The sequence below is a fragment of the Chamaesiphon sp. genome, from assembly GCF_041737865.1.
In the GTDB taxonomy this organism is placed as follows: Bacteria; Cyanobacteriota; Cyanobacteriia; order Cyanobacteriales; family Chamaesiphonaceae; genus Chamaesiphon.
On record NZ_JBGSQZ010000046.1, the window covers coordinates 1 to 26676 of the forward strand.

Annotated in this window: 24 protein-coding genes, 1 tRNA gene and 3 pseudogenes; 15 read left to right on the forward strand and 13 right to left on the reverse strand. The window is 45.5% G+C overall.

The window, feature by feature from the left end; genetic code table 11:
- Positions 1 to 128: 128 nt before the first annotated feature.
- A pseudogene (locus ACEW9J_RS03025) lies at positions 129 to 332 on the reverse strand (tRNA (N6-isopentenyl adenosine(37)-C2)-methylthiotransferase MiaB); the annotation flags it as partial.
- A gap of 309 nt (positions 333 to 641) precedes the next feature.
- Between ACEW9J_RS03025 and lepB the strand changes: the two are divergent.
- Positions 642 to 1394 carry a signal peptidase I gene (lepB, locus tag ACEW9J_RS03030; RefSeq protein WP_373543667.1) on the forward strand — a complete coding sequence of 251 codons (753 nt, stop codon included), beginning with the start codon at positions 642 to 644 and terminating at the stop codon, positions 1392 to 1394.
- A gap of 158 nt (positions 1395 to 1552) precedes the next feature.
- Here lepB and hmpF read toward each other — a convergent pair whose 3' ends face one another.
- On the reverse strand, positions 1553 to 3268 hold the full coding sequence (hmpF, locus tag ACEW9J_RS03035) for a pilus motility taxis protein HmpF (RefSeq protein ID WP_373543668.1): 1716 nt from the start codon (positions 3266 to 3268) through the stop codon (positions 1553 to 1555).
- A gap of 382 nt (positions 3269 to 3650) precedes the next feature.
- Positions 3651 to 3881: a hypothetical protein gene (locus tag ACEW9J_RS03040; RefSeq protein ID WP_373543669.1), complete on the reverse strand. Its 231-nt coding sequence runs from the start codon at positions 3879 to 3881 to the stop codon at positions 3651 to 3653.
- A gap of 124 nt (positions 3882 to 4005) precedes the next feature.
- Here ACEW9J_RS03040 and ACEW9J_RS03045 point away from each other — a divergent pair, with 124 nt between their 5' ends.
- The 4 genes from ACEW9J_RS03045 to ACEW9J_RS03060 all read left to right on the forward strand — a co-directional run bounded on the left by ACEW9J_RS03045 (position 4006) and on the right by ACEW9J_RS03060 (position 12915).
- Entirely contained in the window at positions 4006 to 4371 is a 366-nt protein-coding gene (locus ACEW9J_RS03045) for a response regulator transcription factor (RefSeq protein WP_373543670.1), read from the forward strand.
- Between the two features lie 10 nt (positions 4372 to 4381).
- Positions 4382 to 4909, forward strand: coding sequence for a chemotaxis protein CheW (locus ACEW9J_RS03050; protein WP_373543671.1), 528 nt, complete (start codon positions 4382 to 4384; stop codon positions 4907 to 4909).
- 148 nt (positions 4910 to 5057) lie between these two features.
- Positions 5058 to 7931, forward strand: a complete 2874-nt coding sequence (locus ACEW9J_RS03055; protein WP_373543672.1) for a methyl-accepting chemotaxis protein — start codon at positions 5058 to 5060, stop codon at positions 7929 to 7931.
- 175 nt (positions 7932 to 8106) lie between these two features.
- Positions 8107 to 12915 (forward strand): response regulator, encoded by a 4809-nt coding sequence (locus tag ACEW9J_RS03060; RefSeq protein WP_373543673.1) that lies wholly within the window; start codon positions 8107 to 8109, stop codon positions 12913 to 12915.
- Between the two features lie 73 nt (positions 12916 to 12988).
- On the opposite strand, the gene ACEW9J_RS03065 is transcribed toward ACEW9J_RS03060, so the two are convergent.
- Positions 12989 to 13546 (reverse strand): metal-binding protein, encoded by a 558-nt coding sequence (locus ACEW9J_RS03065; RefSeq protein ID WP_373543674.1) that lies wholly within the window; start codon positions 13544 to 13546, stop codon positions 12989 to 12991.
- 196 nt (positions 13547 to 13742) lie between these two features.
- Between ACEW9J_RS03065 and cobO the strand changes: the two genes are divergently transcribed.
- The 3 genes from cobO to ACEW9J_RS03080 are packed head-to-tail and all read left to right on the forward strand — an operon-like array spanning position 13743 to position 14625.
- Entirely contained in the window at positions 13743 to 14357 is a 615-nt protein-coding gene (gene cobO, locus ACEW9J_RS03070; RefSeq protein ID WP_373543675.1) for a cob(I)yrinic acid a,c-diamide adenosyltransferase, read from the forward strand.
- 17 nt (positions 14358 to 14374) lie between these two features.
- Positions 14375 to 14491, forward strand: a complete 117-nt coding sequence (locus ACEW9J_RS03075; RefSeq protein ID WP_373543676.1) for a cob(I)yrinic acid a,c-diamide adenosyltransferase — start codon at positions 14375 to 14377, stop codon at positions 14489 to 14491.
- 17 nt (positions 14492 to 14508) lie between these two features.
- On the forward strand, positions 14509 to 14625 hold the full coding sequence (locus ACEW9J_RS03080; protein ID WP_373543677.1) for a cob(I)yrinic acid a,c-diamide adenosyltransferase: 117 nt from the start codon (positions 14509 to 14511) through the stop codon (positions 14623 to 14625).
- A gap of 9 nt (positions 14626 to 14634) precedes the next feature.
- Here ACEW9J_RS03080 and ACEW9J_RS03085 read toward each other — a convergent pair whose 3' ends face one another.
- Together ACEW9J_RS03085 and ACEW9J_RS03090 are read right to left on the reverse strand one after the other, a co-directional pair.
- Positions 14635 to 15030 carry a hypothetical protein gene (locus tag ACEW9J_RS03085; protein WP_373543678.1) on the reverse strand — a complete coding sequence of 132 codons (396 nt, stop codon included), beginning with the start codon at positions 15028 to 15030 and terminating at the stop codon, positions 14635 to 14637.
- A gap of 33 nt (positions 15031 to 15063) precedes the next feature.
- A complete protein-coding gene (locus ACEW9J_RS03090; protein ID WP_373543679.1) occupies positions 15064 to 17289 on the reverse strand; it encodes an NADP-dependent isocitrate dehydrogenase in 2226 nt (741 codons plus the stop codon).
- Positions 17290 to 17404: 115 nt separating this feature from the next.
- Between ACEW9J_RS03090 and ACEW9J_RS03095 the strand changes: the two genes are divergently transcribed.
- Positions 17405 to 17617: a hypothetical protein gene (locus ACEW9J_RS03095; protein WP_373543680.1), complete on the forward strand. Its 213-nt coding sequence runs from the start codon at positions 17405 to 17407 to the stop codon at positions 17615 to 17617.
- Positions 17618 to 17635: 18 nt separating this feature from the next.
- Here ACEW9J_RS03095 and ACEW9J_RS03100 read toward each other — a convergent pair.
- A pseudogene (locus ACEW9J_RS03100) lies at positions 17636 to 17752 on the reverse strand (NADP-dependent isocitrate dehydrogenase); the annotation flags it as partial.
- Positions 17753 to 17980: 228 nt separating this feature from the next.
- Between ACEW9J_RS03100 and ACEW9J_RS03105 the strand changes: the two are divergent.
- From ACEW9J_RS03105 to ACEW9J_RS03115, 3 genes are all read left to right on the forward strand, one after another.
- Positions 17981 to 18508, forward strand: coding sequence for a hypothetical protein (locus ACEW9J_RS03105; RefSeq protein ID WP_373543681.1), 528 nt, complete (start codon positions 17981 to 17983; stop codon positions 18506 to 18508).
- A gap of 137 nt (positions 18509 to 18645) precedes the next feature.
- Positions 18646 to 18945, forward strand: a complete 300-nt coding sequence (locus tag ACEW9J_RS03110; protein WP_373543690.1) for a type II toxin-antitoxin system HigB family toxin — start codon at positions 18646 to 18648, stop codon at positions 18943 to 18945.
- Complete coding sequence (locus tag ACEW9J_RS03115) at positions 18929 to 19336, forward strand: type II toxin-antitoxin system HigA family antitoxin (RefSeq protein WP_373543682.1); 408 nt, start codon at positions 18929 to 18931, stop codon at positions 19334 to 19336. The genes ACEW9J_RS03110 and ACEW9J_RS03115 overlap by 17 nt, the downstream gene beginning before the upstream one ends.
- Positions 19337 to 19427: 91 nt before the next feature.
- Here the strand turns inward: ACEW9J_RS03115 and ACEW9J_RS03120 are convergent, their stop codons facing one another.
- From ACEW9J_RS03120 to ACEW9J_RS03130, 3 genes are all read right to left on the reverse strand, one after another.
- A complete protein-coding gene (locus tag ACEW9J_RS03120; RefSeq protein WP_373543683.1) occupies positions 19428 to 20237 on the reverse strand; it encodes an HAD family hydrolase in 810 nt (269 codons plus the stop codon).
- 87 nt (positions 20238 to 20324) lie between these two features.
- A tRNA-Gln gene (locus ACEW9J_RS03125) sits at positions 20325 to 20396 on the reverse strand.
- Positions 20397 to 20429: 33 nt separating this feature from the next.
- The gene (locus ACEW9J_RS03130) at positions 20430 to 20555 is read right to left on the reverse strand and encodes a hypothetical protein (protein ID WP_373543684.1); all 126 of its coding nucleotides are present in this window, start codon (positions 20553 to 20555) and stop codon (positions 20430 to 20432) included.
- A 703-nt stretch (positions 20556 to 21258) separates the two neighbouring features.
- On the opposite strand from ACEW9J_RS03130, the gene ACEW9J_RS03135 reads away from it, so the two are divergent.
- The 3 genes from ACEW9J_RS03135 to ACEW9J_RS03145 all read left to right on the forward strand — a co-directional run bounded on the left by ACEW9J_RS03135 (position 21259) and on the right by ACEW9J_RS03145 (position 25468).
- Positions 21259 to 22329, forward strand: a complete 1071-nt coding sequence (locus ACEW9J_RS03135) for a glycosyltransferase family 4 protein (RefSeq protein WP_373543685.1) — start codon at positions 21259 to 21261, stop codon at positions 22327 to 22329.
- 317 nt (positions 22330 to 22646) lie between these two features.
- Entirely contained in the window at positions 22647 to 24062 is a 1416-nt protein-coding gene (locus ACEW9J_RS03140) for a glycosyltransferase family 4 protein (protein ID WP_373543686.1), read from the forward strand.
- A gap of 191 nt (positions 24063 to 24253) precedes the next feature.
- The gene (locus tag ACEW9J_RS03145; protein ID WP_373543687.1) at positions 24254 to 25468 is read left to right on the forward strand and encodes a glutathione S-transferase family protein; all 1215 of its coding nucleotides are present in this window, start codon (positions 24254 to 24256) and stop codon (positions 25466 to 25468) included.
- Positions 25469 to 25631: 163 nt separating this feature from the next.
- On the opposite strand, the gene ACEW9J_RS03150 is transcribed toward ACEW9J_RS03145, so the two are convergent.
- The 3 genes and pseudogenes from ACEW9J_RS03150 to ACEW9J_RS03160 all read right to left on the reverse strand — a co-directional run bounded on the left by ACEW9J_RS03150 (position 25632) and on the right by ACEW9J_RS03160 (position 26505).
- The gene (locus tag ACEW9J_RS03150) at positions 25632 to 26021 is read right to left on the reverse strand and encodes an ExbD/TolR family protein (protein WP_373543688.1); all 390 of its coding nucleotides are present in this window, start codon (positions 26019 to 26021) and stop codon (positions 25632 to 25634) included.
- Positions 25975 to 26208 (reverse strand): annotated as a pseudogene (locus ACEW9J_RS03155) (MotA/TolQ/ExbB proton channel family protein); the annotation flags it as partial. The gene ACEW9J_RS03150 and the pseudogene ACEW9J_RS03155, both read right to left, overlap by 47 nt.
- Positions 26209 to 26271: 63 nt before the next feature.
- Positions 26272 to 26505, reverse strand: coding sequence for a hypothetical protein (locus ACEW9J_RS03160; RefSeq protein WP_373543689.1), 234 nt, complete (start codon positions 26503 to 26505; stop codon positions 26272 to 26274).
- Positions 26506 to 26676 lie beyond the last annotated feature (171 nt).

The following is a 26676-nucleotide window of genomic DNA, read 5'->3' on the forward strand; positions in this document are numbered from 1 at the left end:
TTCGCTTGCTCATCCACCCGACTACTCGCCAAGAGCTGCGCTTGTTGGATTCTAGTCGGGTGGAATCGTTTGCTCACGCGCCTTTCATCCCACACCAAGCGGGTACGCTATGGTGTGGGGATTCCCATCTGGGTAGCTAAATAAGAGTAAACTTTTTGTTCGGCAAGGTCGCGAATCGTGCAGGTATTGTAGAGTACCAGATCCGATGTGAAAGGATCGTCCGACCAGTGAAATCCCATGTCTTCTAGTATCCCACCCATCCGCTCGGAATCAGCTTTGTTCATCTGACAGCCAAAGGTGGTGATGTGATAGCTTCGATTTACGGGAGTCATGTGGGGATAGGGGCTAGGTGAGAACAGAGCGATTTGGCGTTGTGTGGCAGTCAGTGCAAGTATATTATAGTCGATCGAATGTATCGTCGGTTCTGGGTCAGATTTTTAGGTGGTAAATTCCACTGTTTGGTGCAAGGTACGAGTAAAAGTACCCACCGAAGTTACTCAACGAAGAACAGCAGCTATGGCTTCGGGTTTGAAATTCCCAACAGGACAACCGAATTATCAATTATCAATTATCAACTATCAATTATTTTAACTATTTCCTCATCCCTACTCATGGCAATAATTGGACAATCCTGGCAATAATTGACGATTTTATTAGTTATATTGGGTGCGATGGCGGAACCTGGCTGGAGTGATGTGTCCTCATCCCCAGCTCCAGTATATTCAGAGCCTTTTTACTTGAGAATATTTGAGGAAGTTGTTGAGAAAGTACGCTCTAGTAGTTGGCATATTTCCGATCGAGATCGACATATTCTCACCCAATGTCGAGTAAAGTTTCCCCCTGCTCCAAATACCCAGATCCCGCTACCGAAAGCTGCTGAGTGTATGTCTATTGTCAAAACACTCATCCAAGGGGGCTTGAGTAAAGTCAAAGAAATCGAATTACCAGAAGCGCAGATGCGATCGATCGAAAGATGTGATGAGGTAATTAAATATTATTCTTTACCATCTGAAAATATGCTGCCGACTTTAAAACCGACCGATCGGATTGTAGTTGACAGAACTATTTATCAAACTCAATTACCACAGCGAGGAGATATTATTGTCTTCGATCCCAATTCTCTGTCGCCAGAGACGCCCCCACTAGTACAGCGAACGATCGGATTACCAGGCGAAACAGTTACGATCGAAAACGGTAGAGTTTATATCGATGGTAAACTCTACCGCGAAGATTATATTAATCGATCTAATCCAGCTCTGAGTGCATCAATTATAGTACCTACTAATAGCTATTTTGTCATCGGTGATAATCGTAACAGTTTGACTGGCAGCACGATCGCTCGTGAGGCGATCGTGGGTAAAGTTATTTGGCATTTCGGTAGCAAACAACAATAGACTTCTTGCGAAAGTCAGGCTTTAGGCTTTAGGGGAAGTTTTGGACGAAAACAGCATATTGGTGCGTTACGGCTTGAGCCTAACACACCCTACAACATAAGAAATTTGTTGGGTGTGTTAGGCTCACGCGTAACGCACCAACGATCGATTATCAATTATCAACTATCCATTGGCATACCGTGTACTAAATTATTCAGTAGAGTTTCAATTTGTTGCATTGCCTGTTGATTTTCTGGTTGGTGTCCAGTGGCATCAGCCAAGCTACCCAATTGATGTTTAAATGTATTGAGATGGTCTTGCAATGGTTCGATTATTTGTTCGTACAAATTGATTTTGGCAACTAGTTCTGTAGCTAGTTGTTTTGTGGATTGATGTTGGTGTTCGAGTGATTGGACTTGTTTAGATTCTTGGAGATAAGTCTCTACTTGTTGTTCGATTTTGGCTTTGGTTTGCTCGATCGTTAGCCGTAAGTTGTGGATCTCGATTTCGGTCTGGGTTAGCTCTGAATGCTGCTGTTGGCGTTGGCTATCTAATATATGCAAAATCGACTCCCATTCAATTTGAGAGCGATCTGAGCCTTCAGGTAGATGACCTTGACGTTGGCGGAGGAATCGATTGTGAACTTGCAGAAAAGCTTGGCGTTCTCGCATGGTTTGACGTTGACCGTCCAGAGTATGGTCGAGCATATTGTAGCCATCTTGCTCGTCAGCGAGATCGACTTCTAATTTGAGCTTGTCGAACTCATTTGCCACTAAGATTGCTTGATGAAGTTCGTCGATCGCGACTTGCTTTTCTTGAAGTTCTTCTTCTTCTAAATGGACAAATTGTACCGATCGATTGACTTCTGTTTGCAGATTTTCGACAATTATCTGTAATTCACTAATTGGGATTGTTTGCAAATGTTCGAGGTCAATTTGGGTCTCCCCAACATCGGCACCACCTTTAGACATCAGATAAATTTTCTGATAATTTTCTTGCTCGATCCCGATCCGAACATTAAGACGTTGGAGGTATTCTTGCTGCATACTTAGCGTTCGTTGTTGTACTTCCCAATCAGTTTGGGTTGCTTCGAGGGCAGTTTGCAGTTCTTGTAGTTGTTGCTTGCTCCGCTCGATTTCCTGCTGCTGGAGATCGAGTTCGACTTGAGTTTCGATTACCTGTTGTTGTTGGTGATGAAATTGCTCCCAGTGTCGATTGAGCAGATCTTGTTGAACTTCGATCGATCGAGCAGTTGTTTCGAGTTGGTGCGGATCGAGTGTGCTGGAGGTACCACCCAACTGATGTAGAGCCATGCGAATTTCGGCGACTTGTTGTTCGCTCAATCCACCTATCGACTGCTGCTGCCTGTCGAGATACTGCTCTTTCTCGCGCAATTGTTCCCATTGGGTGGCTAGCTCTTGGCGAGATTGCTCGTGTTGTCCGAGTGTCACTTCGATAGCTTGTGCTGCTTGCGTCAGCCTGTCGAGTTCGGCGCGGGTGTGTTCTAAATCTTCTTCCCGTCCATAAATTTCTTCCTGACGCAGTTGCAATTGTTGACTTTGCAAGCTCAGTGACTGCCGCCAGCTTTCAATTTCGTCAGCTTCTTTTTTGTACTTTTCAATTTGCCGTGAGAGATTTTGGAGAATACCGACCAAATGCTTGCCAGCATCCCGCAATGGGGACTGAATTTGGCGATTGGCATTCATATCTACCAGTACCAAGACGCCAGGATTGTAGCCATTAACTTCATCAGGAGCGGTGAGTAGCTCTTCACCAGGAATGGCACTCCAATTCTGTTCGGTACGCTGACAAGCCAATAGTTTGAGTTCGGGCTTACTTCTCCCGCCGATATTAAACCCAGATCTTGGTTTTTGGACTTCTGCTAGATACAACACGTTAATATTCCCTTGTCTTATGTAAACAAATTGAGGTTTTGTCGGGCATCCAGAATCAAATAAGTTAATCCATATGATAAATCTGAGCCAACAGACAGTTTTAACCGCTTTTGTTGTTTTACTCAAAAACGGATGTGGTAGAGAGATCGTTCACAAACCCCAAACAGCGAATTTCGCCGATTGGATGAAATTGACTCGGACGGATTAGCGATGATCCAGCCCAGAGGCTGCGCCGTTCCCAGCATCTGGGGCAATGGTGAGATCGATGTCAACACCGCTCTGAGTCACATTAAGCTTTGTCTCAATTAGAGGGATGCCATCACTAATAACTATATATACATCGACTGGCTGCTGTCATCAGCATAAAACCCAACTAATTTTTTTAGCGATCTTGGAGATAATGCAACAAACTAGTCAATGTGTGGGAAAACTGAATGTAACGGACATAATGTAGATCGATACCCACACTGTGCCATCTCAGTTGGGTTCGTTCGCAAAGCGTCTCTGCAAGAGAATCGAGCGTCGCTGTTTTGAGAGATTCGAGATTTGCCTCCTTTCGCAGATTGACGTCAGCGATATTGTGTTGGTTGTTACTGGCTACGAGATCGACCACCGGATTTAGTAGCCACTACCAGGTCCCGATCGGTATTATCAATGAATCCTGATGATGTTTAAAGATCGCCCATTCTCCATGTTTACGACCTCAGTTTCTATTCACCCGATCGATTAACAGATATATGAAAACAGTTCTAGTTGTGGATGATAGTACCGCTCAGCGGGAAATGATCAAAGAGCTACTCCTAGCTAGTGGAATGACAGTAAATGTCGCCACGGATGGCGAACAAGCTGTAGCAGTTGCACTGGAAATCATCCCAGATATTGTAGTACTCGATGTGGTGATGCCCAAGATGAATGGTTATGAAGTTTGTCGAACACTCAAATCCAATCCCAAAACTCAAAATGTTCCGGTGATTTTGTGTAGTTCCAAAAGCGAAGATTTTGATAAACATTGGGGAATGCGGCAAGGTGCAGATGCTTATGTCTGCAAACCTTTTGAGCCAGTGGAATTGCTGAGTACGATCAAACAGTTATTGCGAAATTAGGATAGATCTGATGGTTCTCAATTTAGATTTTCTCACTAGCGATCATCCTCCCGACAATACCGATGTGACTGTCGGAAGCCGAGATGGAGAGTTGTGTTTGCGCTTTGATGTGCCCTCTGGTAATGAATTCGCGCTGATTGCTTCTGGTGTCCGCGAGGTAATGTCAGTTTATTTCGATCGGATTGCGCCGATTCCCAATTCTTCACCTTTTTTCCTCGGCACATACAATTGGCGGGGACAAGTAATTTGGGTAGCAGATCTCGGTCAATTTCTAGGCGATCGAGTGTTGGTAAATACCAATCAAAATGAAGTTTCTATGCTAATTGTGGAAGACCAAGAACTAGTGATGGGTTTTGCCGTTCATACAGTGGCTAATACAGAATGGTTGGATATCAGCCGGATGCTCCCTCCAGATCGCGATGTTCCAGCAGCTATGCGTAGTTTTGTCAAGGGAGTGTATCCGACGACAGGGACTGCCCCAGGACTAAGATTATTAGATCGAGTGGCGATCCTCCGCTCTTCTCAATGGACTATTTAATAGTTTTTTAGTCAACACTTCATAGTTCGATCTGTGGATGACTTCCATTCTCCAGTAATCTTTAGCATTAGATTAGTTTCGGTCAGAGTATGAAACTTATAGAAAACATCCATATTTTATAAAATCAGCCAGTTACAGTAGGAAAAAAATGATTTCTAACCCCGATTACACTCAAGACTATACTCAAGATTATCAACTAGCCGAAGCTGCTTACCTCCAAGGTAATTATGAAAAAGCTGCATCGATTATCGATACTTTAGTTAATAAATTTTATAACGATCCTAGTGTCCGACTACTCCGAGGACATATTTATTGTTATGGTTTGTACCAATATGAAATTGGCAAAAAAGAGTATGAATACGTAATTAGTATTTCCAGCGATCCTGAATTTCTGCAATTTGCTCACAGTGGATTGGAATATGCTAATTCTTGTTTGAGTCAGATCGGATCTCGCCACCCGCAGCAATTCAATGATGGTGATTCTGGCGGACATTATCGCGATACTAGTGCTGATTCAGCCGAGTTACTAACTTGGCGACAACCAGAAGATCTCACCGCTGATGAAGATTTCGACCTTGCAGCTCTCAATTTTAATGTAGATATGTCGGGGCAACTGTTTCCGAGTCAATCTACAGATTTTTTCACGGGTGACGCTAATGCGATCGGTCAAAAGCCCCAAGTAGCGACGGGTTTTTATAATAACGAACAAGAAACTCTCACTGATGCTTTTGCCTTTGGATATAACAAAGAGGGCAGCGAACCTACCGAATTGGGCGTACCGCTAGCAACCACAACTGAAGCTGCGGATGACACTGGATTTTTTAATGTCTCGCCAGCAGCCCGTCGCGCTTTTGCAACCTTCGAGCCGGATCGATCTTCTACGTTTGACAGCACGCCGATCGCCACATCGGAATCTCAGCGTCCCACAAACCCTTTGACTGACAATCTACCATCCCAAAGTGAAGCTGAAGACGATGAGTCAAATCGAGCTAATCGTCCGACGATGATTTTCTCAAATCATCGTGTCGAACCAGTTGCTAGCGAAGAGAATCCCCTCAAAGCCGAGTTTTCAGTCGAAGATATCTCCGATGCTCTCAATGAAATCAGCGGTGCGCTACCAACGGCTTGGCCCCCAACGGGTCATGCTGCCGAACTGCCCAATTGGATGGACGAACAGAACGCTCGACCAGATCGCGCAAATGGTAATCTATATCATCCTGATGACGCTGCGCCAGATGTGGGCGTGGCGGCAACTTTTCAAGCAGCTTTTCAACCACAGTCAGGATTTACTACTCCCAGGGCATCGATCGAATCATCCTCTAATCGCCAGTTTGAGCCGATCGAGCCTGAATTAGCTTCAATTTCCGATAGCGGTGGTGGCACACAATCTGGATTTTTCGATCTGCCAGACAATTTTCTCGAACAGCCCGCACCATCCTCGATCCAGCCACCCAAATCTTCGGGTATGTTTGATGATAGTTCGACATTTATCAATGGGGTGTCGATCTCTGGGATCAAAAATCAACCACCCGAAGCCATGAGTAGTCTCTATCGTGAGGATAGTTCTCTGATGACCAATATCCCTCCGGCAAAAGGTATGTTTGCACCGTTTGAAAATGCCTCATTCCAGAAGAAACAGTGGCTGATTTCTGGGGCCGCTGGATTGGGTGCGGCGATCGCGATCGCTGGAGCTACTTTTGCGACTAGCCTGACGCTCGATGCCAAGGATAAAGCCGCGCTCCCGCTCCTCCAGCGGACTGGGGCGATCGCGATGGTCTTGGGTGGTCTGGCGAGTTTTGGGATCGCCAGAGTCCTGATGGGTAGCTATACCAAGCAGGTGAGCCGCAGTGTTAGAGACCTGCAATCCAATTTTGAACAAGTTGCTCAGGGCAATATGGCTGCCCGCGCTACTGTCTCTTCGCAGGATGAATTGGGTCTGTTGTCTTCATCTTTCAACTACATGTTGCAATCTGTGATAACTAGTAACTCCGATGCCCAACGCAAGGCACGAGAGATGGAACTAGCCAAAGATGAACTCCAACGCCAAGTAATTCGCCTCCTCGACGATGTAGAGGGCGCGGCGCGGGGAGATCTGACCGTCAAAGCTGAAGTCACCGCCGACGTACTAGGTGCGGTTGCGGACTCTTTTAACCTAACGATCGATAGTCTCAGACAGATCGTCCAACAGGTACAAGTTGCCGCAGTTCAGGTCAACCAAAGTTCAACCGAGAGTGAAGCATTTGCTCGACGGTTATCTTCGGACGCGCTCAGTCAAGCTGAAGAACTAGCTGTAACTGTGAACTCTGTCCAAATGATGACTGCCTCGATCAAACGGGTAGCTGAAAGTGCCCGCGAATCAGAAGAAGTAGCGCGGACAGCATCGGCTACCGCCCTCAGAGGTGGTGAAGCGGTAGAACGGACGGTAGCAGGTATTCAAGAGATTCGCGAAACAGTAGCAGAAAGTACTCGAAAAGTCAAGCGTCTAGCTGAGTCTTCGCAACAAATTTCCCAAATCGTCTCGGTAATTTCCCAAATTGCTTCTAGAACTAACTTACTCGCGCTCAATGCCAGTATCGAGGCAGCTAGAGCGGGAGAATCGGGTAAAGGATTTGCGATCGTCGCTGATGAAGTCCGCCAGCTAGCTGACAGAAGTGCTAAAGCTCTCAAAGAAATCGAGCATATCGTACTCCAAATCCAAAGTGAGACGGGTTCGGTAATGGCAGCGATGGAGCAGGGTACACAACAAGTTATTCAGGGTACTAAACTAGCAGAACAAGCCAAGCGATCGCTCGATGACATCATTCAAGTATCCAATCGGATCGATGCACTAGTCCGATCGATTACTTCAGATACGATCGAGCAACGTGAAACTTCTAAAGCAGTAACAGAAGTCATGCAATCAGTCGAAATCCAAGCTCAGTCAACTTCCCAAGAAGCTCAGAAGGTATCTTCATCTCTCGAAAATCTCGTAGTCGTCGCTCGGAACCTGCTTACTTATGTCGAGCGATTTAAAGTTGAATAATTGTGGAAAGTGAATGGTGAATGGTGGATGGTGAATGGGGAATAAATCGTAAATTTACTCTCCATCTGCTAATTGTCACCATCCACACTGCGCTTACGGCAGGCTACCACCATCCACCATCCACTCTCCACCATCCACCATTCACCATCCACTTTCCTCACCCCTACCCCTAGTTATGGAACACGATCGCATCCTGGGCTACTTTTTAGAAGAAGCTAGCGAACACTTACACACGATCGAGCAAGGCTTACGCAAACTGCCAGAAACAGTTAGACAGCCGGCGATGATTCGCGAATTATTTCGGGCGGCACATTCGATCAAAGGTAGTGCTGCCATGTTGGGACTACCTGACGTTCAAAAAATTGGCAACCAATTTGAAGCCAACTTTAAACTACTCAAAGAACAGCCGCAAATTGAGGTAGACAGCCACCTTCAATCGCTATTTTTAGCCAGCTTTAGTTTTTTACAGGCAGGGATCGAGCGGATTCGAGTTGCTAGCGATCCTTATCACCAAGATCCTGCTGCTGCCGATCCGATCGGCGATCCGGTATTTGAACAACTCCGAGCCTATCTCCAGCATTTAGTTGCCACTAGCAATCCTACCTTGGCACCAGTCATCAACGAACGAGTCGAGCGAGATCCCGCTCTAGAACAGGTATTTGGGGAATATGTTACCCGCAAACTAGCTGAAATCATCGATCTGTGCCCACAATCAGATCGACCTGAAATCCGTACCCAAATCCAGCAAATTTGCCAAAAATTGGGAAATCTCGGCGAAAATTTTGAGTTTCTAGAATGGACAAATTTACTTACAGCTTGTCGATTGGCGATCGCCAATCCAGCTAATGCGCTACCTCAACTGGGCGAAAGTATCAGGATCGCTGTCAAACAAGCACAAGTCCTAGTTTTAGCCGATCGCCATCAAGCCATCGGGATCACACCTGATTTAGAGGCTCTGATCGACGTTCCTCATGGGAGCGTCGCTAATACTCGCACAAATCATCCTAATGACTTAGTTACCCACCATCCTGTAGCTCAGAGCGATCCTGCCCAAGTTGCCGATTTATTATCGATTAATCTTCGACTAGAACCCGTCAATGTCGATCTATTTGCTATTCCAGCCGCAGAATTCGATCCAGAGGCGATGGAATTGAACGAGTTTATGAACTTACTCGACGTACCTAATGAAGGTACTTGGATGCAGGATGAGAATTTCATCGTCGGCGGATCTGAGCATGAGCCGCTCGAACCCACGTTATTGGGCGATATCACTACCGACAAATTTTACTCACAACTGTTTGAACCATCCCCACTTGACATCCTCTCAGCGAACGATCTGGCTGTGGCAATCGAGCAAGTAACAACTGGCACAGACATAACTCCAGCGATCGCCGAACATGATGAAGAAACATTTTATACTCCCGATCTAGACGGGATCGACGATCTAGCTAGTAATTTTTGGTCGGAGCGAGTAGCCGTCGAGCCTCCATATCTAAATCTAGATTCGATCGACCGCGAGGACTACGAACTTCAGCCCGATCTTTCTCTATTAGATCTAGATGTCTCTGCACCAGATTTTGGTCTAGATCGCCCGATTAGTACACTATTTCCGACGATCGCCGCACCTGAAAATTGGTCTGAATTAGCACCGCCGCCAGTTGAGAATGTAGTAGCACCGATCGCCTCGATCGTGGACGACTTGCAGGCTCCCGCGTTGGGCGATCTTACCAACTTCGATCGGCCAAATTCCGATCTTCTTCAGGTTACTAATGGGATCGCTTCAGCGACTTCCGATCTGTTATATTTTGAAGAGTTAAACCGTCGGCCATTATCGTTGACGATCGCTGACGATTTAACTATTCCTGAATCGATCGATTCCCTGCACAACTCAGTCGCACAATTTGAGATTGATGATTTTGACGATCTGCAATTAGATATTCTCAATAGCAATTCAGTTGGAGACTCGATCGATGATTTCGCAGGTTTAGATATCAATCCTCTCGGTTACAGTGGCACAACTATCGATCCTTGTGTTGGCGACGAGTTTGGATTGGATTTTAGTTCTTCTGGTAATAACGATTTAGCAATAGGCTCGGCTGTAAATAGTGATTTTGCAGACTTAGATTTTAGTTGTTTCGATCTTCCAGATTCAGATATCGGTTCCAATGAATTGAATCTCAATCCGTTGAGTATTAACAACCTAGAGGTAAATTCGGCGATCGACAATACGTTTATAGATTTAGAGATTGAGCCTCAAAGTAGTAATAATTTTTCAGATTTAGATCTAGACTTCTTCGATGCTAGTGGAGCGAGTGCGAAACTATTTAATGAGGATGATTTTGCAGGCTTAGATCTGGATTTTATCGATGATAGCGAACCACTTGCCGAAATATCTGTATTTAGTGCAACTTCACCACTAGAGGAGCGAGTAGCAGCACCAGACATCAATCCTTCAGATCTCGATCTAGACCACTTAGCCGAAAATTCGTTAGTAGATCTAAATATACCCAATATTAATGATGAGATCGATCTCAATCTAGATATTTTTAATATTGCCGATTTAGGTTTAGAATCATCTGGTAGTGATGCGTTTGGAGATCTAGATTTTAGTATCCTAGATGAAGGAAATTTAGAGATCGAATCTTTTCAAGAGCAGCTACCAGTAGTACAATCTGCAAACGTCGATAATTTTGCTGACTTAGATTTCAATTTTGAGGCACTAAGTGCCGAAGTCACCAGTGATGAATTGACAGATTTGGGGAAGATGTTTGATGAGCAATCTCCGTCAAACCTGACAGATACAGGAGATTTGGACGCACTGCTAGGAATGGCACTCGGTGTCGGGAGTGTCGTAGCCCTGACTGGAGGGGGATCGGCATTTAACGATCTCGACGCTCTGATGGCAAACCCAGCGTTCGAGCCAGCGATCAACCTGGATGAGTTATTGGGCGAAACCGCTCCAAACCCTACACCACCGCTAGTCAATTCACCTGCACCCAGCACCGAGCGCGAGCCAACCGAACGTCGATCGAAACAATCGCGGACATTCGAGCAAACGATGCGGGTGTCAGTCAGACATCTAAACAACCTCAACAACTTAGTCGGGGAACTCGTCGTCAACCGCAACACACTAGAGCAAGACCAAAATCGGATGCGCCAGTTTGTCGAAAAACTGCTCTCTGAAGTCCAAAAGCTCAATGAAGTTGGGAAGCGGATGCAGGATCTCTACGAGCGATCTTTGATGGAAAATTCCCTCGTCGCCAGCCGCCAGCAATATAAAGCCACCATCCCCAATCCTCAACTTAATAACGAAGATTTGGCGATAGATGATACATCGATCGAATACGATCCGCTAGAGATGGATCGATTTACGCCGATTCACTTGCTGTCCCAAAAGATGATCGAGTTGACTGTCAGAGTGCGCGAGTCCACTGCGGATATTGAATTCGTCGTCGATGGTAGTACCGAAGTCACCCGTACCCTCAGACAGATTACCGGACAGCTTCAGGAAGATTTGACCAAATCGCGGATGGTGCCCTTTGCTCAGACAGCCGACAGGCTCCAGCGCGGAGTCCGGGATAATGGTCTCAGATATGGCAAAGAGGTCGAACTGAGCGTCGAAGGACGGGATACTCTCATCGATAAAGTCATCCTCGAAAGTCTAACTGAACCGTTGATTCATATGGTAAACAACGCGATCGCACATGGGATAGAATCCGCCGAAACCAGACTGACTAATCATAAACCGAACGTCGGAAAAATCACGATTCGCGCCCTCCACCAAGGAAACCAAACCATTATCTCTATCTCCGATGATGGTGCAGGCATCGATACCGAACGGGTGAAAGCCAAAGCGATCGAAAAGGGGATTATTACCTCCCAGCAAGCAGCAACAATATCCAACAATGAAGTCTACGAACTGCTATTTTTACCCAGTTTCTCTACTAAAGATGTAGCTGATGAACTCGCTGGACGTGGAGTAGGGATGGATGTTGTCCGTACTAGTATCACCGAAATTCGGGGGACGATCGCTACCACATCGCAGCTCGGCATCGGTACGACCTTCACAATCCGGCTACCACTGGCACTGAGTATCGCCAAAGCGTTGATTGCTGTCAATAATAAGAGCAATATCGCCTTTCCAATGGATGGGATTGAGGATACCCAAAATGTCAGCCCCGAACAGATTCAAGTCAATAGTAATGGCGAACAGTGCATTTTCTGGCGCGATGAACTGATGCCATTCAAACCCCTATCTGACTTGCTGGAATTCAATCGTCCTCTGGCGCGCAACAATTTCTACACTGCAAATGAAGATGATAGCGATCTAGTTTCGATCCTGATTCTCCGCAGTGATGGCAACTTAATCGCCATTCAAGTCGATAAAATTACTGGCGACCAAGAAATCGCAATCAAACCCCTTCAGGGGCCAGCATCCAAGCCACTAGGGATTGCTGGAGCGACAGTGATGGGGGATGGTCGGATCATTCCGATCGCGGACGTAATGGAATTGATCGCCCTCGCCAAAGGTACGCTCTCTCGGAAGGTTTCGACTGAATGGACATCTCAAATGACAGTTCCGGCTGTCGAAGTCCGCGAATCAATGGTACTGATCGTCGATGACTCCATCACCGTCCGAGAATTGCTCTCATTGACCTTCAAACGGGCTGGGTACCGTGTCGAACAGGCTCGCGATGGTCAGGAAGCCTGGGACAAGCTCAGAGCTGGTCTACCCTGCGATATCGTCTTCTGTGATATTGAGATGCCTCGGATGGATGGGCTAGAATTCCTCTCCCGCATCCAGAAAGATCCCGCCCTCATCAAAATACCGATTGCGATGCTGACTTCACGTGGTAGCGATCGTCACCGTCAGATCGCCTCCCAACTCGGTGCTAGTGGCTACTTTATCAAACCATACTTGGAAGAAGCTCTACTTGATGCCGCCAAACGGATGCTCAAAGGGGAGGTATTGGAGATCGTCTAGCGCGGAGGGCGCAGAGATAGGAGAGAACGCAGAGAGTCGATCTGTAAGGATCTCTGCTGATTAATTTCCTCCTCTAGTTCCCTCTGTGCGTTCTCTTCCCCCTCTGCGCCCTCTGCGCCTTAGTTTTGCCTTTGGCGAATCGCTTATATGTAGATACCAACCAATCACTACTATAATGACTCATGGCACCCAATTCTAAACCGCAGAAGAGAGCGATATACACTGGAAGATTGCGCTCGATCGAGTGGTGCAAGATGCCGATTAACTGTTGTCCGGTATATGTCTTGGCACCAGCTAACTGAGCTATACCTAAATAAAATAAACCTAACAATCCCAACCACAAACTTAAATATAATATCCGTCCGATCGTCCCAATAATCGGCCCGTGCGACCAAATCGATCGATGTTTAATTGCCTGCTGATACGGTCGCCACAACCACCGCAATTTACCCCAGCGTTTGTAATGAAAGGAGTATAAATCTAAATCTGGCCCAAAAATTAGCCCACTCACTAGAAACCCACTCGACACCCAAAATGCTAAATCTGCACGGGAAGTCGTCAACAGTGTTCCTCCCGCAATTATAGGTAAACTCCACAGAGTTACTCGATCGTGTGTTCGTCCAGATGGCAAGGTTAATTAGTAGATCGTTGATAGTTATAAATATAAGTTGATGTAGGGTGCGTTACGGCTATCGCCTAACGCACCAATGTTTAATACCAAGGATCTAATATAGGATTGCTATAGTTGATAGTTATACATAGAAGTGCCAGCACAAGAGCAATTATACACTTCCGGTCGTTAATCTCCATTCACTACTTCTTCCCAAATGACAGAATCAAACCTTAGTGACGAACAATATAAGCAGAAAATGCAGCGTCGGCAACAGGTACAAGCCGAGCGGATCGATCGATCGATCGACAAAAAAGGCTTGATTATCGTCAATACTGGGACGGGGAAAGGCAAAACTACCGCCGCGCTGGGGATGGTGCTACGATCGCTCGGACATGGCTATCGAGTCGCGATCGTCCAATTTATCAAAGGTGCCTGGGAACCAGCCGAGAAAGCCGTTTTAGAACGCTTTAGCGACCAATTAGTATTCCAGGCGATGGGGGAAGGTTTTACTTGGGATACTCAGGATCGCGATCGAGATATTGCTACCGCCGAACGTGCTTGGGAGCAAGCCTTGAGCTATATTATCGATCCGAACTATCAATTAGTATTATTAGATGAGATCAATATCGCTCTCAAGTTGGGCTATCTCAATCCAGAAGCAGTAATTGCCGGATTAGCTCAAAAACCCGAATTATCTCACGTAATTCTGACGGGTAGAGGCGCACCCCAAAGTTTAATCGATGTCGCCGATCTTGTCACAGAAATGACGATGATTAAACATCCTTTCCGCGAACAAGGTGTCAAAGCACAACCTGGAATTGAGTTTTAGGGCTTGGATTTATATTGATGACAATCGATATAGATCGACGAGAAGATGTCGCCGCTCTCGTTACCGAAATGACAATAATTAAGCATCCTTCCCGCGAGCAAGGTGTCAAAGCACAACTTGGAATTGAATTTTAGGGCTTGGATTTATATTGATGACAATCGATATAGATCGGCGAGAAGATGTCGCCGCTCTCGTCACCGAAATGATGATGATTAAGCATCCTTTCCGCGAACAAGGTGTCAAAGCACAACTTGGAATTGAATTTTAGGGCTTGGATTTATATTGATAACGATCGATACAGATCGGCGATAAATTGATATAATACTTTTTGAGCATTCGCCGATCGGGTGGAGTCTTTATTTGGCTGAAATAATTCAGAAATTAGCGGTAAAACTTCTGTATCTAAAGCATCACGAAAAAGACCTATCGGTAAAATTAGTTGAGCTGCGTCGCGGAGGTCGTGCAAGAATTCTAATTGAAAGCTTTCGGGGTTCGATCTGGCAAGTGCTAGCGGTCTAACCCAATAGCGATCGGATATTTCAATCGTATCTATTATCTCAGCAAATAGGTATAAACGATCGCGATGTAGTCTCTCCTGTGCTGAAGGTAGGGGAGCATCGAGACAAACAATTCGAGCGGTTTTCACTTCAGCTATTGGATATTTATCGTTCATGAATATATATCCTTATATCTATAATCTTAAACTTTAACCTAAAGATGAGATCGCGTCATTAAATATCTTACTGGGTCGCATTGCCTCAATTGCTTTATCTCGATCGGGATGATAGTAACCACCAATATCTACTCCTTGTCCCTGCGCTCCATTTAACTCAGCTAAAATCATCCCTTCATTCTGGCTCAATTGTCGTGCCAACTCTACAAATATTGCTTTGAGTCTGGGGTTTCGATCCTGCTCTGCTAAAGCTTGTGCCCAATACATTGCTAGATAGAAATGAGTCCCACGATTGTCTAATTCACCTACTTTTGCTGAGGGAGATTTGGCGTTATCTAAATACTTACCACTGGCTCGATCGAGTGTTGCTGCCAAAATTAGTGCGTCTGGATTATTCGTCTTCTGTCCCAAATCCTCCAACGCTACTGCCAGAGCCAAGAATTCGCCCAAGGAATCCCAGCGCAGATGTCCCTCGGTGAGAAACTGTTGGACGTGTTTGGGTGCAGAACCGCCCGCGCCTGTCTCGAATAAACCGCCACCAGCTAAGAGCGGTACGATCGATAACATCTTCGCACTCGTGCCCAGTTCGAGAATCGGAAATAAATCCGTCAAATAATCCCGCAATACATTTCCCGTGACAGAAATCACATTTTCACCCGCTTTAATCCGATCGCAAGTAAAGCGCATCGCCGCTACAGGTGACATAATTTTCAGATCCAATCCCGTCGTGTCATGGTTGCCTAAATATTCATCCACTTTCACAATCAAATTAGCATCATGAGCGCGATCCTCATCCAACCAAAAAATCGTCGGACAACCCGTCGCTCTCGCCCGATTTACCGCCAGTTTTACCCAATCCCGAATCGGTAAATCCTTTGTCTGACACATCCGCCAGATATCACCCTGCTCCACCGAGTGTTCCATCAATGTCGCTCCAGTGGCATCTACAACACGCACCACGCCATCAGTAGGAATTTCAAAAGTTTTATCGTGGGAACCATATTCTTCGGCTTTCTGCGCCATTAAGCCCACATTGGCAACATTTCCCATCGTGGCTACATCAAAAGCTCCATGCTCTTTGCAGAAATCGATACACTCCTGATAAATCGTCGCATAACAGCGATCGGGTATCATTGCCTTCATATCGTGCGCTTGTCCATCCGCGCCCCACATTTTGCCAGAGGTGCGAATTGCCGCCGCCATCGACGCATCAATAATTACGTCGCTAGGAACGTGGAGATTGGTAATCCCCTTGTCGGAATTAACCATTGCTAGCTGGGGACGGCTGGTATAAACTGCTTGTAAGTCCGATTCGATCGCGTTTCGTTCACCCTCTGGTAACGATTGAATTTTGGCATATACATCGCCGATACCATTATTCGGATTTACGCCCAATCGATCGAAAGTAGCGGCGTATTTCGCAAACACATCCTGATAATAAACGGTGACAGCGTGCCCGAATAAAATCGGATCGGATATTTTCATCATCGTCGCTTTAACGTGCAGCGACAGCAAAATATCATCCGCCTTCGCCGCTGCTATTTCTCGCTCGTAGAATGCTCGTAACGCCTTGACGCTCATCACGGCGGCATCGATGACTTCTCCCGCCGTTACCGCCGTCTTTGTCAATATAGTCACTCCATCTGTTGTCACTAGCTCGATTTTGACTTCCCCCGTCTCAGCTATGACTACCGACTGTTCGCTCCCATAAAAATCCCCACTCTCCATATGAGCAACGTGAGTCTGAGAATCCGCCACCCACGAGCCTACTCGATGAGGATTCTTTTGGGCGTATTCTTTCACCGCTGCGGCTACTCGGCGATCGGAATTTCCCTCGCGCAATACTGGATTCACCGCACTACCGACTATCTTGCCATACCGCGCCTTAGTTTTTACTTCTGCCTCATTCTGCGGTTGGGCTGGATAGTCGGGAAGATCGTACCCCTGCTCCTGCAATTCCCCAATCGCCGCTATCAATTGAGGTGTCGAAGCACTGATATTCGGCAGTTTGATAATATTAGCTGCTGGTGTCTGCGCTAGTTCGCCCAAGATCGCGAGGGCATCGGGCTGCTGTTGCTCCGCTTTCAACCGTTCGGGAAAAGTGGCGATAATCCGCCCAGCCAGCGAAATATCGCTCATCTCGATCGCTACATTAGCAGTTTTGGTAAATGCTTGGACGATCGGTAAAAATGAATAAGTTGCCAAAGCCGGAGCTTCATCGGTAAAGGTGTAGACGATTTTGGAGGATTGGGCTGTCATATATCTTCTTGGTATGGTGCGGGGGCGTGATGAAGCGGCTGTAAACCATCATTTTGACATCTCTAGGGAATCTGGTGGTAGCGCAGTTGGCAAAATCTGGATTTGGAAGTAATTGATGATGTTGCTACAATCGTTTGGAGTAATAGCGATGAGTACTAAGCCATTAAATGAAACAGAGCTAGCTGAAATTATGCAAATAGCTCAAGATGGAGAGAAAAAACTTAGAGAAATGAGCGATCGAGCAACGATCATAGCTGAAAAATGGAGAATAAAAACTCAAACCCCCGAACAACCGATCTTTAAACTAGAGTCAAAAATCACTTCTTGAAATACAGTAGGGGGCAAAGATCGATACATTAGCAGTTTTGGTAAATGCTTGCACGATTGGCAAAAAAGAGTACGTTACCAAAGCTGGAGCTTCATCGATAAAAGTGTAGACGATTTTCGAGGGTTGTGCAGTCATGGTTCTTGTTGGTATAGTGCGGGAGTGTGTCGAGGCGACTCCAAGCCATCATTTTGACATCGCTGAGTGGTTTGGTGGTAATCTAGATTAAAGTTATTTGTCAAGTTTTAGTTTCAACGAAGAATATGGCTAATTGTCCTAACTGTGGTTCTAGTCACGTCACTCTTAAAAAAGAGACAAATAAATGTTAGTTAGGGACGTGCCGTTGCTGGCCGGGCTTTATTTGGAGTGGTAGGTGGAGCAGTTGGAGCAGTTACTGGAGAAGATAAAAATGTAAACGCTTGCCTTGATTGTGGAACTTCTTGGAAAGCCGTAGACCTCTACAAAATTCTTCAAGTGGTTAAGAACTCAACGGGTGAGACACTAGATTTAGCTGCACCACAAGATCGAGATTATATGAATAGCTCGTATATTGAGGCTATTTCAACCGCCGAGAAAAAAGCTATAAAACTAATTACAGAGACTCAGAATAAATCAGTCGAAAATGCGGGTGGAGGATGTGGCTATGGTTGCGCTGCATCAATAATGGGCTTCTTTCTATTTGCTAAAATTCTCTCAAGTGGTGGTGCTTTAATGATGATTATACTTCCACCATTAATAGGTATGAGTATCGGTTTATTAATTGATAAAATAAACAAGAAATCAGTCGATCGAGAAGTAGTACGAGCAAAGAGAGAAGCAAGTCAAATGAAATTGGAGGCAGAAGAAAACCTTAAATTTGCAACGAAAGAATTCATGTATAAATATCATTTGTAATATTATAGTTGACGCAGTATAACAACTCGGTTGGATTGAACTTGTAAAGAAAACACACCAGACTTAATTTACGATTGCTTGACAAATCCTCTCGAATTGAGAGATAGTTGGTGTATGCGAACAAACGTCATGAATTCATGCACCTAATCTCGATTACCAATCTCCGAGAAGATGCAGCACAGTATCCTGATGCTGACAGAGTGATTAGAAATTGGTTTAAAACGGTCGAGCTAGCTCAATGGCAAAATCTTGAAGAGGTTCGTCAATCTTTTAAAGATGCTGAAGCCGTTGGTAACTTCACTGTGTTCAATATCAAAGGAAATAACTATCGGTTAATAGTCGGCATAGATTACGATCGGCAGATTATCTATTACAAATATTTTTTAACTCATACTGACTATAGTAAGGACAAGTGGAAAAATGACCCTTATTTTTAACAGAGAGCAATATAAAGAGCTTTTGATAAAGTATCAGCCTAAAGTTATTGAAACAGAGGAAGAATACCGACAGGCTCTAACGGTAGTCGAGTATTTTGTGTTTAAAAAAGACCGCACTCTAGAAGAAGTAGCACTTTACGACCTAGCAATAATATTGGTCACAGATTATGAATCTAAGACTTGTCCGATGGATGACTGGAGAACTCAATCTCCAACCGAAATGTTGCAATATTTACTGGAATCTAGTGGTAAAAAGCAGTCAGATCTAGTTGGGATTATTGGATCTAGTGGAATTGTTTCTGAAGTCATAAATGGTAAGAGATCGATTAGTAAGTCACAAGCTAAAAAGCTCGGTGAAATGTTTCAGGTTTCGCCTAGCTTATTCATTTAGCCAGGTTTCGTGCAGTTACCTCTACATAAAAATGGAGTGCCAACTCTAATAGTTGACACTCCGTTCCGATAATCATTGACTGTCGATCGATCTAAATATCTTCGCTTTTACTCGCTGCTGCTTTCTTGGGGGTACCACCAAGTGTCGGTAGATCTGCAAGTGACAGGGTTTGAATCCGCGTCTGTAAGAGTGCGGCTTCGCGCTCGGCGACGGTATTATAACCCCAATCGGCTAAATACAGCTTCACTGATTCTAGTTCTGGCTGGGTCGCTATTTTCGCCAATGTACTCAGTCTATCTTCGACAAACCAGACGGATGGAGATTTCTTGACTCCTCGATCGAGAATTTGCTTGAGGCTATCAATCTTACTTCGTTTGAGTTCTTTTCCCCAAATAAATTCACTCGCTAGTTGTACACCTTGCTCTTGCAGTAATTGGGTGACAAATCTGCTTTCTTTGGTTGTGATGATAATTGGCTGAATCTTTCGACTGGGAAGTTCTTTGAGTGTGTCGATGACACCTGGATAAAACTGGTGTAGTTTCAGCCAGCTAGCAGGATCTTGTTGAATCCAACTATCTCTGACTGAATCCAATTGTTGACTGACTTTGACCCCACTGAGGCGACCATCGGCTAGGATTCGATCTCGGATTTTTTGCCAAGAACTCTGCATTCGATCGGTAGAGATACCTAAACTCAATGCTCGGATCAGTACGGGCATTTCCCAGCCGACTTCGATCAGCGGACGCAGCTCCCGAAACTTTTCAGCGACACCTGGCGATGGCTCCAACCGATCGAGTTGCCACACTTGTGTGTAAGTTCGCCATGCCGTCTGCCAATACTCTGCCATCCCATCGCAGATTACCCCATCGAAGTCGAGGGCGAGGATTCGCGCAGCATTCATACCGTTGTTATTCCTTTGACTAACATGACAATCAGCCAGAGTGTCGATAACTCTACTCTGACTGAGCTATTTTGGTTGTGAGTTTAACTGGGGTGCAAGGATTCGAACCTCGGAATGTCTGGACCAAAACCAGATGCCTTACCACTTGGCGACACCCCATTGCAATAACATCTACAAATATACCATAAGTATCTAGGTAATTGTCAAGGGGATGACTAATATTTTTTTAGAGCTAGATATCGAGGGCGCAAAGTAGGGGAGATCGCGGGGATATTTTTGACCGCGCTCTCGATCGATGTATCCCAAATCGATGCCCATCGATAGAGATCTATTCTTGGAGATCTTCCTTTTGGCAGTTTCGAGTCAATCAATGGATATGGTTAACTATATGAACACGGCCGATTTGCACACACTAAATCTAGAGCCAAAACCTTTCTGATTTGTGCTTTATCCGGTTGGCGTTGGCGGTAGCCTACCGTTAGCCACATGGGCTTTGCCCAGTCGAGCATGTCTAAGCTAAATGTCTAGTACTCGTTCCTCATAGTGGTGATAACGACCGCTAGATTGTTTGGTATTAATTATCACTTTTATCGAAAAAATGAGCACAACATCCGATCGCAAGGCTCGAATCAATAAATATCAATTTTGTTTTTTGTTGCCGTCTAAGATACATTACCTGGTTAATTTTGGCTGTTCCTTTGACCATTTTGGGAGAAGATTTTAGAGCAGATGAATTATAAAGATTTTGTTAAGATAGATAGAATAACCAAAAATCAGTGTTTAAAATTAAAGGAAGTTCGTAGAAGAGAAAGTTGTAAATACTTCATACTACGATAAGTAAAACTGTTGCTGGATAATAATCCTGAAACTTTCATATAATTTATTAAAGATATTTTGCATGAGCTAATTGCGATAAATAGGTAGCTTTCCATAGTTAAAATCAGAGCATTTAATCTCAAGAAATTTAATTAATTTAGGAAGCCCGATCGCGTGTTGCCTCATATATTCCAGGAGAATTGTAATGAGAATTGCCCAAATTGCACCTTTGTGGGAAAGAGTTCCACCCCCAGCATATGGAGGGATAGAACTAATAGTAGGACTATTGACAGATGCACTAGTTGCCAGGGGTCATGAAGTGACGCTATTTGCTTCGGGAGACTCGATCGTTTCTGCAAAATTAGAATCAATTCACCCTCAAGCATTGCGTCTAGATGCCAGCATTAAAGAGTATGGGATCTATGAAATGTTGCAATTAGCTCAGGTATACGAGCAGGCAGAAGAATTCGATCTGATTCACTCTCATATCGGCTGTGGTGCGTTGCCATATAGCAAGCTCACCCAAACACCAACAGTTCACACATTGCACGGCATCTTTACGCCTGACAATGAAAAAATGTTTGTCCACGCCAAAGCACAACCTTATGTGAGCATTTCCAATGCCCAGCGAGAGGACAGACTGGGGTTGAATCATGTGGCAACCGTATACAACAGTATCGATGTGAGTACGCATCACTTTTTCCCACTGGCAGATCGACCGCCTTACTTGGCATTCTTAGGCAGAATATCGCCAGAGAAAGGGCCTCACCATGCGATCGAGATTGCCAAAGCTACAGGTATTCCCCTGAAGATGGCTGGCAAAGTCGATCCGGTAGACATAGAATATTTCGAGCGGGAAATTAAACCTCAGATCGATGGCGTTCAGATCCAGTTTTTGGGTGAAGCCGATCACTTTATGAAAAATGAATTAATGGGCAGAGCAATTGCTACTCTGTTTCCGATTACTTGGCGCGAACCATTTGGGTTGGTGACGATCGAGTCGATGGCAGCAGGTACTCCAGTGATCGCGATGAATCTCGGAGCGGTACCCGAAGTGATTGCTGAGGGCGTGAGCGGGTACATCTGCAATACAGTAGCTGAATGTATCGATGCGGTAGCCAAAATTCCCACTATTTCTAGAGCTGCTTGCCGAGAGTATGTCTCCGAGCGATTTGGAGTCGAGCAGATGGTAGCAGGCTATGAAGCTGTTTATGAACAAATCATCAGCGAGAAGTTTGCTCGAAACGGACATCTGGCAACAGCAAGTATTTATTAAACCCCGTTCGCGTTTGAGAATATCGATTCTCTTTTCCTTTTCTACGAGAGGCTATGCCAAAGAACTTGGGATCGAAGTGGCAGCTCACACTACAACTTTAATCTCAATCGGTCGGGCTGATGGATCGATCGATTCAAGTCGATTTTCCTGGTTCCACCAACAAAATGTAAGGATATTTAAGCTTTACAAGTAGCGATAGTGGCGGATACAAATCCGTTCGAGTAACACGCAGGCTGTAGCCATTTGGAAAAATTATTTCAGACTCTACATCTTGGCTCCTAGCGATCGCTAAATATCAATTTTTTACTGAGGTGCATATGTTAACAGAAATCCCGACAAGTATTAGCAATAACTCACCAGCTACTCAGCCACACCAACCATTTGCATCGGCGCGAACGAGTGCGCCTACTCGTCAGGCAATTGCGTTGATCTCCGAACATGGAGATCCAGCCGCAGAAATCGGTAAAGATGCCGCTGGCGGTCAAAATGTCTATGTTCGCCAAGTGGGGGAAGCTCTTGCCAAACTTGGTTGGCAAGTCGATATGTTTACTCGCAAGAGTAGTCCTGATGATGCGACGATCGTTCAACACTCACCTCATTGTCGGACGATTCGCCTCACTGCGGGGCCAGAAGCTTATATTCCCCGTGACGAACTGTTTCAATACATGCCCGAATTTGTGACGGCATTGCAGAAGTTTCAGCAAAAAGAGGGGATGAATTACCCCTTAGCTCATACTAACTACTGGATGTCTGGTTGGGTCGGATTGGAACTCCAACGCCGCCAAAATATTCGATTGATCCATACTTATCACTCGCTGGGTGCAGTGAAGTATCAAAATGTTAGTGAGATCCCGACGATCGCCAAAACTCGATTAGCAGTTGAAAAACAAATTCTCGAACAGGCTCATTGTGTCGTTGCTACCAGTCCTCAAGAAATGGAGGATCTAGAAACTTTAGTATCTCGTCTTGGTAAGATCGATATCATTCCTTGCGGTACCAATGTCAGTACTTTCCGCCCGATCTCCAAAAGTAGTGCGAGAAAACAGTTGGGGATCTCTACCCAGTCGAAAGTGGTACTATACGTGGGTCGCTTTGATAAACGCAAAGGAATCGAAACTCTGATCCGCGCTACGAGCCAATTGCGATCGCAATTGGAGCAAAGTCAAGAAATCGATCCTCAGCATTTAAAATTATTAGTCGTCGGCGGTAGCGATCCACATGAGGCTGATGGTGCCGAACGTCGTCGGATCGAGGAGATCGTCACAGAACTAGACCTAACTGCCAATACTGACTTTGTGGGTATGGTCGGACACGATCGATTGGCACTATACTACACTGCTGCTGATGTCTGCGTGATTCCCAGTCACTATGAACCCTTTGGTTTGGTCGCGATCGAAGCAATGGCTTGTGGTACGCCTGTAGTCGCCTCTGCGGTTGGCGGTTTGAAATTCACCGTCATTTCTGAGGAAACAGGATTACTGGTACCACCTCATGATGTCAGTAAATTTGCCCACGCGATCGGGCGAATTTTGACTGATGACATCTCGGCGCGGAAAATTTGTAAACAAGCCTCGACGCGGGTACATCAAAACTTTAGTTGGACAGGGGTAGCGATTCAACTAAGCGACCTCTATCGTCGTCTATTAGCTGAATCCTTGATGAGTCCTGGCATGGCTGGAGGATCGAGTGCTGCTTCGATACTCTCACCTAAGCAAATTGTCAAAGCCTCTTAAATTAATTGATAATTGATAATTGACCGATTTATACTACATCACATATTAGACACAAGTGTCGAGTGTGTGATGTTTTTTTGTGGGTTAAAATATAGCAACTGGTGAGGACAGATCCCCGACTTCTCTGAGAAGTCGGGGATCTAGTGGGTATCTGTATCACGTCAATTATCAATTAATTTAAGACGCACCAAATGAGCAAAAATCCTTTAAGCTGGGATGAACTAACAGAACTGGCAAAATCGCAATATGAGCCAATCGATGCCATCAATGGAGCCACCAATGCTCAAGCTAGATTGCGCCTATTCGGACAAGCCGAATCTGAGGTGCGGGTAACTCTATACCGCGACAATCATGCGTGGTGTCCCTACTGTCAGAAAATTTGGCTGTGGCTAGAGGAAAAACAAATTCCCTATCGGATCGAAAAAGTTACCATGTTTTGCTATGGGGAAAAAGAGAGTTGGTACAAGCGCAAGGTACCATCGGGGATGCTCCCAGCAGTTGAATTGGACGGGCGGATGATTACTGAAAGCGATGATATTTTGTTCGCTTTAGAGAAGGCTTTTGGTGCTGTGGGTTTTGGAATGAAAGATCCTTTAGTGTTGCCGTTGCGACAATTAGAGCGGCTACTATTTCGAGCCTGGTGTGGTTGGCTGTGTCGTCCAGCAAATTCAGTGCGAGAGGAGCAGCACAATCGATCGCAATTTGTCAGTGTGGTAGCGATGGTTGAGGAAGCATTGAGTAGTACTCCAGGAGCTTACTTTCTCGAACAGTTTAGTACTGCTGACATTATCTTTACACCCTATGTCGAGCGGATGAATGCTAGCCTGTACTACTACAAAGGCTATTCCCTCCGCGAGGAAAATCCGCGTTTTGCAGCTTGGTTTGATGCGATGGAAAGCCGAGCGACTTATCGCGGTACTCAAAGCGACTTTCACACCCACGTTCACGATTTACCACCCCAGATGGGCGGCTGCTATGAAAATGGCGAAGCTCAGATGCTCATCAACAAAGCACGGGTAGATAATGGCTCTTGGGATGGATTACCAGATGCGGCTTTTCCAGAGCCGGAACACTCGCGGGCGGAAGCTCTCTACCGCACGATTAAGCATCATCCTAATGTGATTCGCGCTAATCCTGCCCAGGAGCAGCTCATCGACGAAGCTTTGCGGTGTGCGCTGACACAGATGATGACAGATGTAGATTGTATCCCACCGCAGGGATCTGACGCTGCGCTGCGCTATGTACGCGATCGGATCAATGTCCCGCGCGATATGTCGATTTATGCAGCCAAGCGGCTGAGAACGGCTCTAGAAAAAACTGCTGCCCTAGTTGGCGATGCTCAAGGTGCGCCCATTCCCTTCAATCATCGCCGCGATCAAAACCCTGCTGATTTTGCGAGGATATAGATTAGACCTCCGGCGAAAGTAATTGAAGATTGGCTTGTGTTAACAACTTGAGCCGATCGATCGAATTAAGTTTTTTTGAACTATTCAAATTGTCGAACTACCCTCTATCCTCTAACCTCTACCCTCTTATCACAGTTAACTTCTGACTTTCGCAGGAGGTCTATTATTTAGGCTGAGTCGCAATGGCTAGTTTCACGCCTGCAATCTGACGCACCCGATCCATAACTGCGACTACTCGTCCGTGTTCGACGTGTGTATCGGCATTAATTATCACTAGGGTTTGTCCATCTTGAGTGATGAGGGCTTGGATTTTGGCAAACAAATCGCGCTCCTCGACTGGCTGGCGGTTGAGTGCGATCGCTCCTTTGGGATCGATACTGACAACTAGCTTGGTTTGTACTTGACTTTTGCCTGTGCTGGCTGTGGGTAGCTCGACTGGTAAACCCTCGTTTCGCGTGAGTGTAAGGGAGGTAATGATAAAAAAGGTCAAAATAGCAAAGACAACATCAACGAGGGAAACTACGTTGATATAGTCCGCGAAATAGATTGGCACAAATTGAGGCTAAAATAGCAACGATTAATCCTGATGCAGTCGAAACTAAAGCTGTTGCAATTCCGGCAACGACGGTACTATTACCACTACTTGCACCCGTACCGACTTTGATGGCTGAGAAGGATTCAATCAAACCGAGAATCGTCCCCAATAATCCCAACAATGGGGCGAGGCTGATTACCGCATCGAAGACATTATTAAATCGCCGTAAGCTCGGTAGCTCTTGATGTGCTTCGCTTTCTAAGGCGAGTTAAAATTCTGCGGGGGTGGTGTCCTCGATCGCGATCGCGGCGAGGAAAATTCTAGCAATTGGTAAGTCCCGATCGCGATCGAGTCGATCGATTGCTAGTGGCGATCGCTGTTGATACAAGTCTAATACTGTCCGAATTAATGGCTGTTGTCTGCGCCCGATTTTGAACCAAAAGTAGAGACGTTCGATCGCTAAGGTGACGATGAGGATCGAGGCTAGCAGTAAGGGATACATAACTATCCCTCCTGCTGCGAATATGTTAGTTAGGGCTTGCTGAAGATCTCAGCAAGCCAATCACTGCAAGGGTTTTGAGCCTTTTTCCAGAAATTAAGTGCAAGGTTTTGACGTTGAAAGGCTCAAAACCCTTGCACTCGATCGCTTGAATCTGGCGATCGAGTGAGAATA

Bases quoted from the DNA above. Each gene is read 5' to 3' on its own strand.
- ACEW9J_RS03045 (WP_373543670.1), top strand. From the start codon at position 4,006: ATGAAAACAGTTCTAGTTGTGGATGATAGTACCGCTCAGCGGGAAATG.
- ACEW9J_RS03050 (WP_373543671.1), top strand. From the start codon at position 4,382: ATGGTTCTCAATTTAGATTTTCTCACTAGCGATCATCCTCCCGACAAT.
- ACEW9J_RS03055 (WP_373543672.1), top strand. From the start codon at position 5,058: ATGATTTCTAACCCCGATTACACTCAAGACTATACTCAAGATTATCAA.
- ACEW9J_RS03060 (WP_373543673.1), top strand. From the start codon at position 8,107: ATGGAACACGATCGCATCCTGGGCTACTTTTTAGAAGAAGCTAGCGAA.
- cobO (WP_373543675.1), top strand. From the start codon at position 13,743: ATGACAGAATCAAACCTTAGTGACGAACAATATAAGCAGAAAATGCAG.
- ACEW9J_RS03075 (WP_373543676.1), top strand. From the start codon at position 14,375: ATGACAATCGATATAGATCGACGAGAAGATGTCGCCGCTCTCGTTACC.
- ACEW9J_RS03080 (WP_373543677.1), top strand. From the start codon at position 14,509: ATGACAATCGATATAGATCGGCGAGAAGATGTCGCCGCTCTCGTCACC.
- ACEW9J_RS03085 (WP_373543678.1), bottom strand. From the start codon at position 15,030: ATGAACGATAAATATCCAATAGCTGAAGTGAAAACCGCTCGAATTGTT.
- ACEW9J_RS03090 (WP_373543679.1), bottom strand. From the start codon at position 17,289: ATGACAGCCCAATCCTCCAAAATCGTCTACACCTTTACCGATGAAGCT.
- ACEW9J_RS03095 (WP_373543680.1), top strand. From the start codon at position 17,405: ATGATGTTGCTACAATCGTTTGGAGTAATAGCGATGAGTACTAAGCCA.
- ACEW9J_RS03110 (WP_373543690.1), top strand. From the start codon at position 18,646: ATGCACCTAATCTCGATTACCAATCTCCGAGAAGATGCAGCACAGTAT.
- ACEW9J_RS03115 (WP_373543682.1), top strand. From the start codon at position 18,929: ATGACCCTTATTTTTAACAGAGAGCAATATAAAGAGCTTTTGATAAAG.
- ACEW9J_RS03120 (WP_373543683.1), bottom strand. From the start codon at position 20,237: ATGAATGCTGCGCGAATCCTCGCCCTCGACTTCGATGGGGTAATCTGC.
- ACEW9J_RS03130 (WP_373543684.1), bottom strand. From the start codon at position 20,555: ATGGGCATCGATTTGGGATACATCGATCGAGAGCGCGGTCAAAAATAT.
- ACEW9J_RS03135 (WP_373543685.1), top strand. From the start codon at position 21,259: ATGAGAATTGCCCAAATTGCACCTTTGTGGGAAAGAGTTCCACCCCCA.
- ACEW9J_RS03140 (WP_373543686.1), top strand. From the start codon at position 22,647: ATGTTAACAGAAATCCCGACAAGTATTAGCAATAACTCACCAGCTACT.
- ACEW9J_RS03145 (WP_373543687.1), top strand. From the start codon at position 24,254: ATGAGCAAAAATCCTTTAAGCTGGGATGAACTAACAGAACTGGCAAAA.
- ACEW9J_RS03160 (WP_373543689.1), bottom strand. From the start codon at position 26,505: ATGTATCCCTTACTGCTAGCCTCGATCCTCATCGTCACCTTAGCGATC.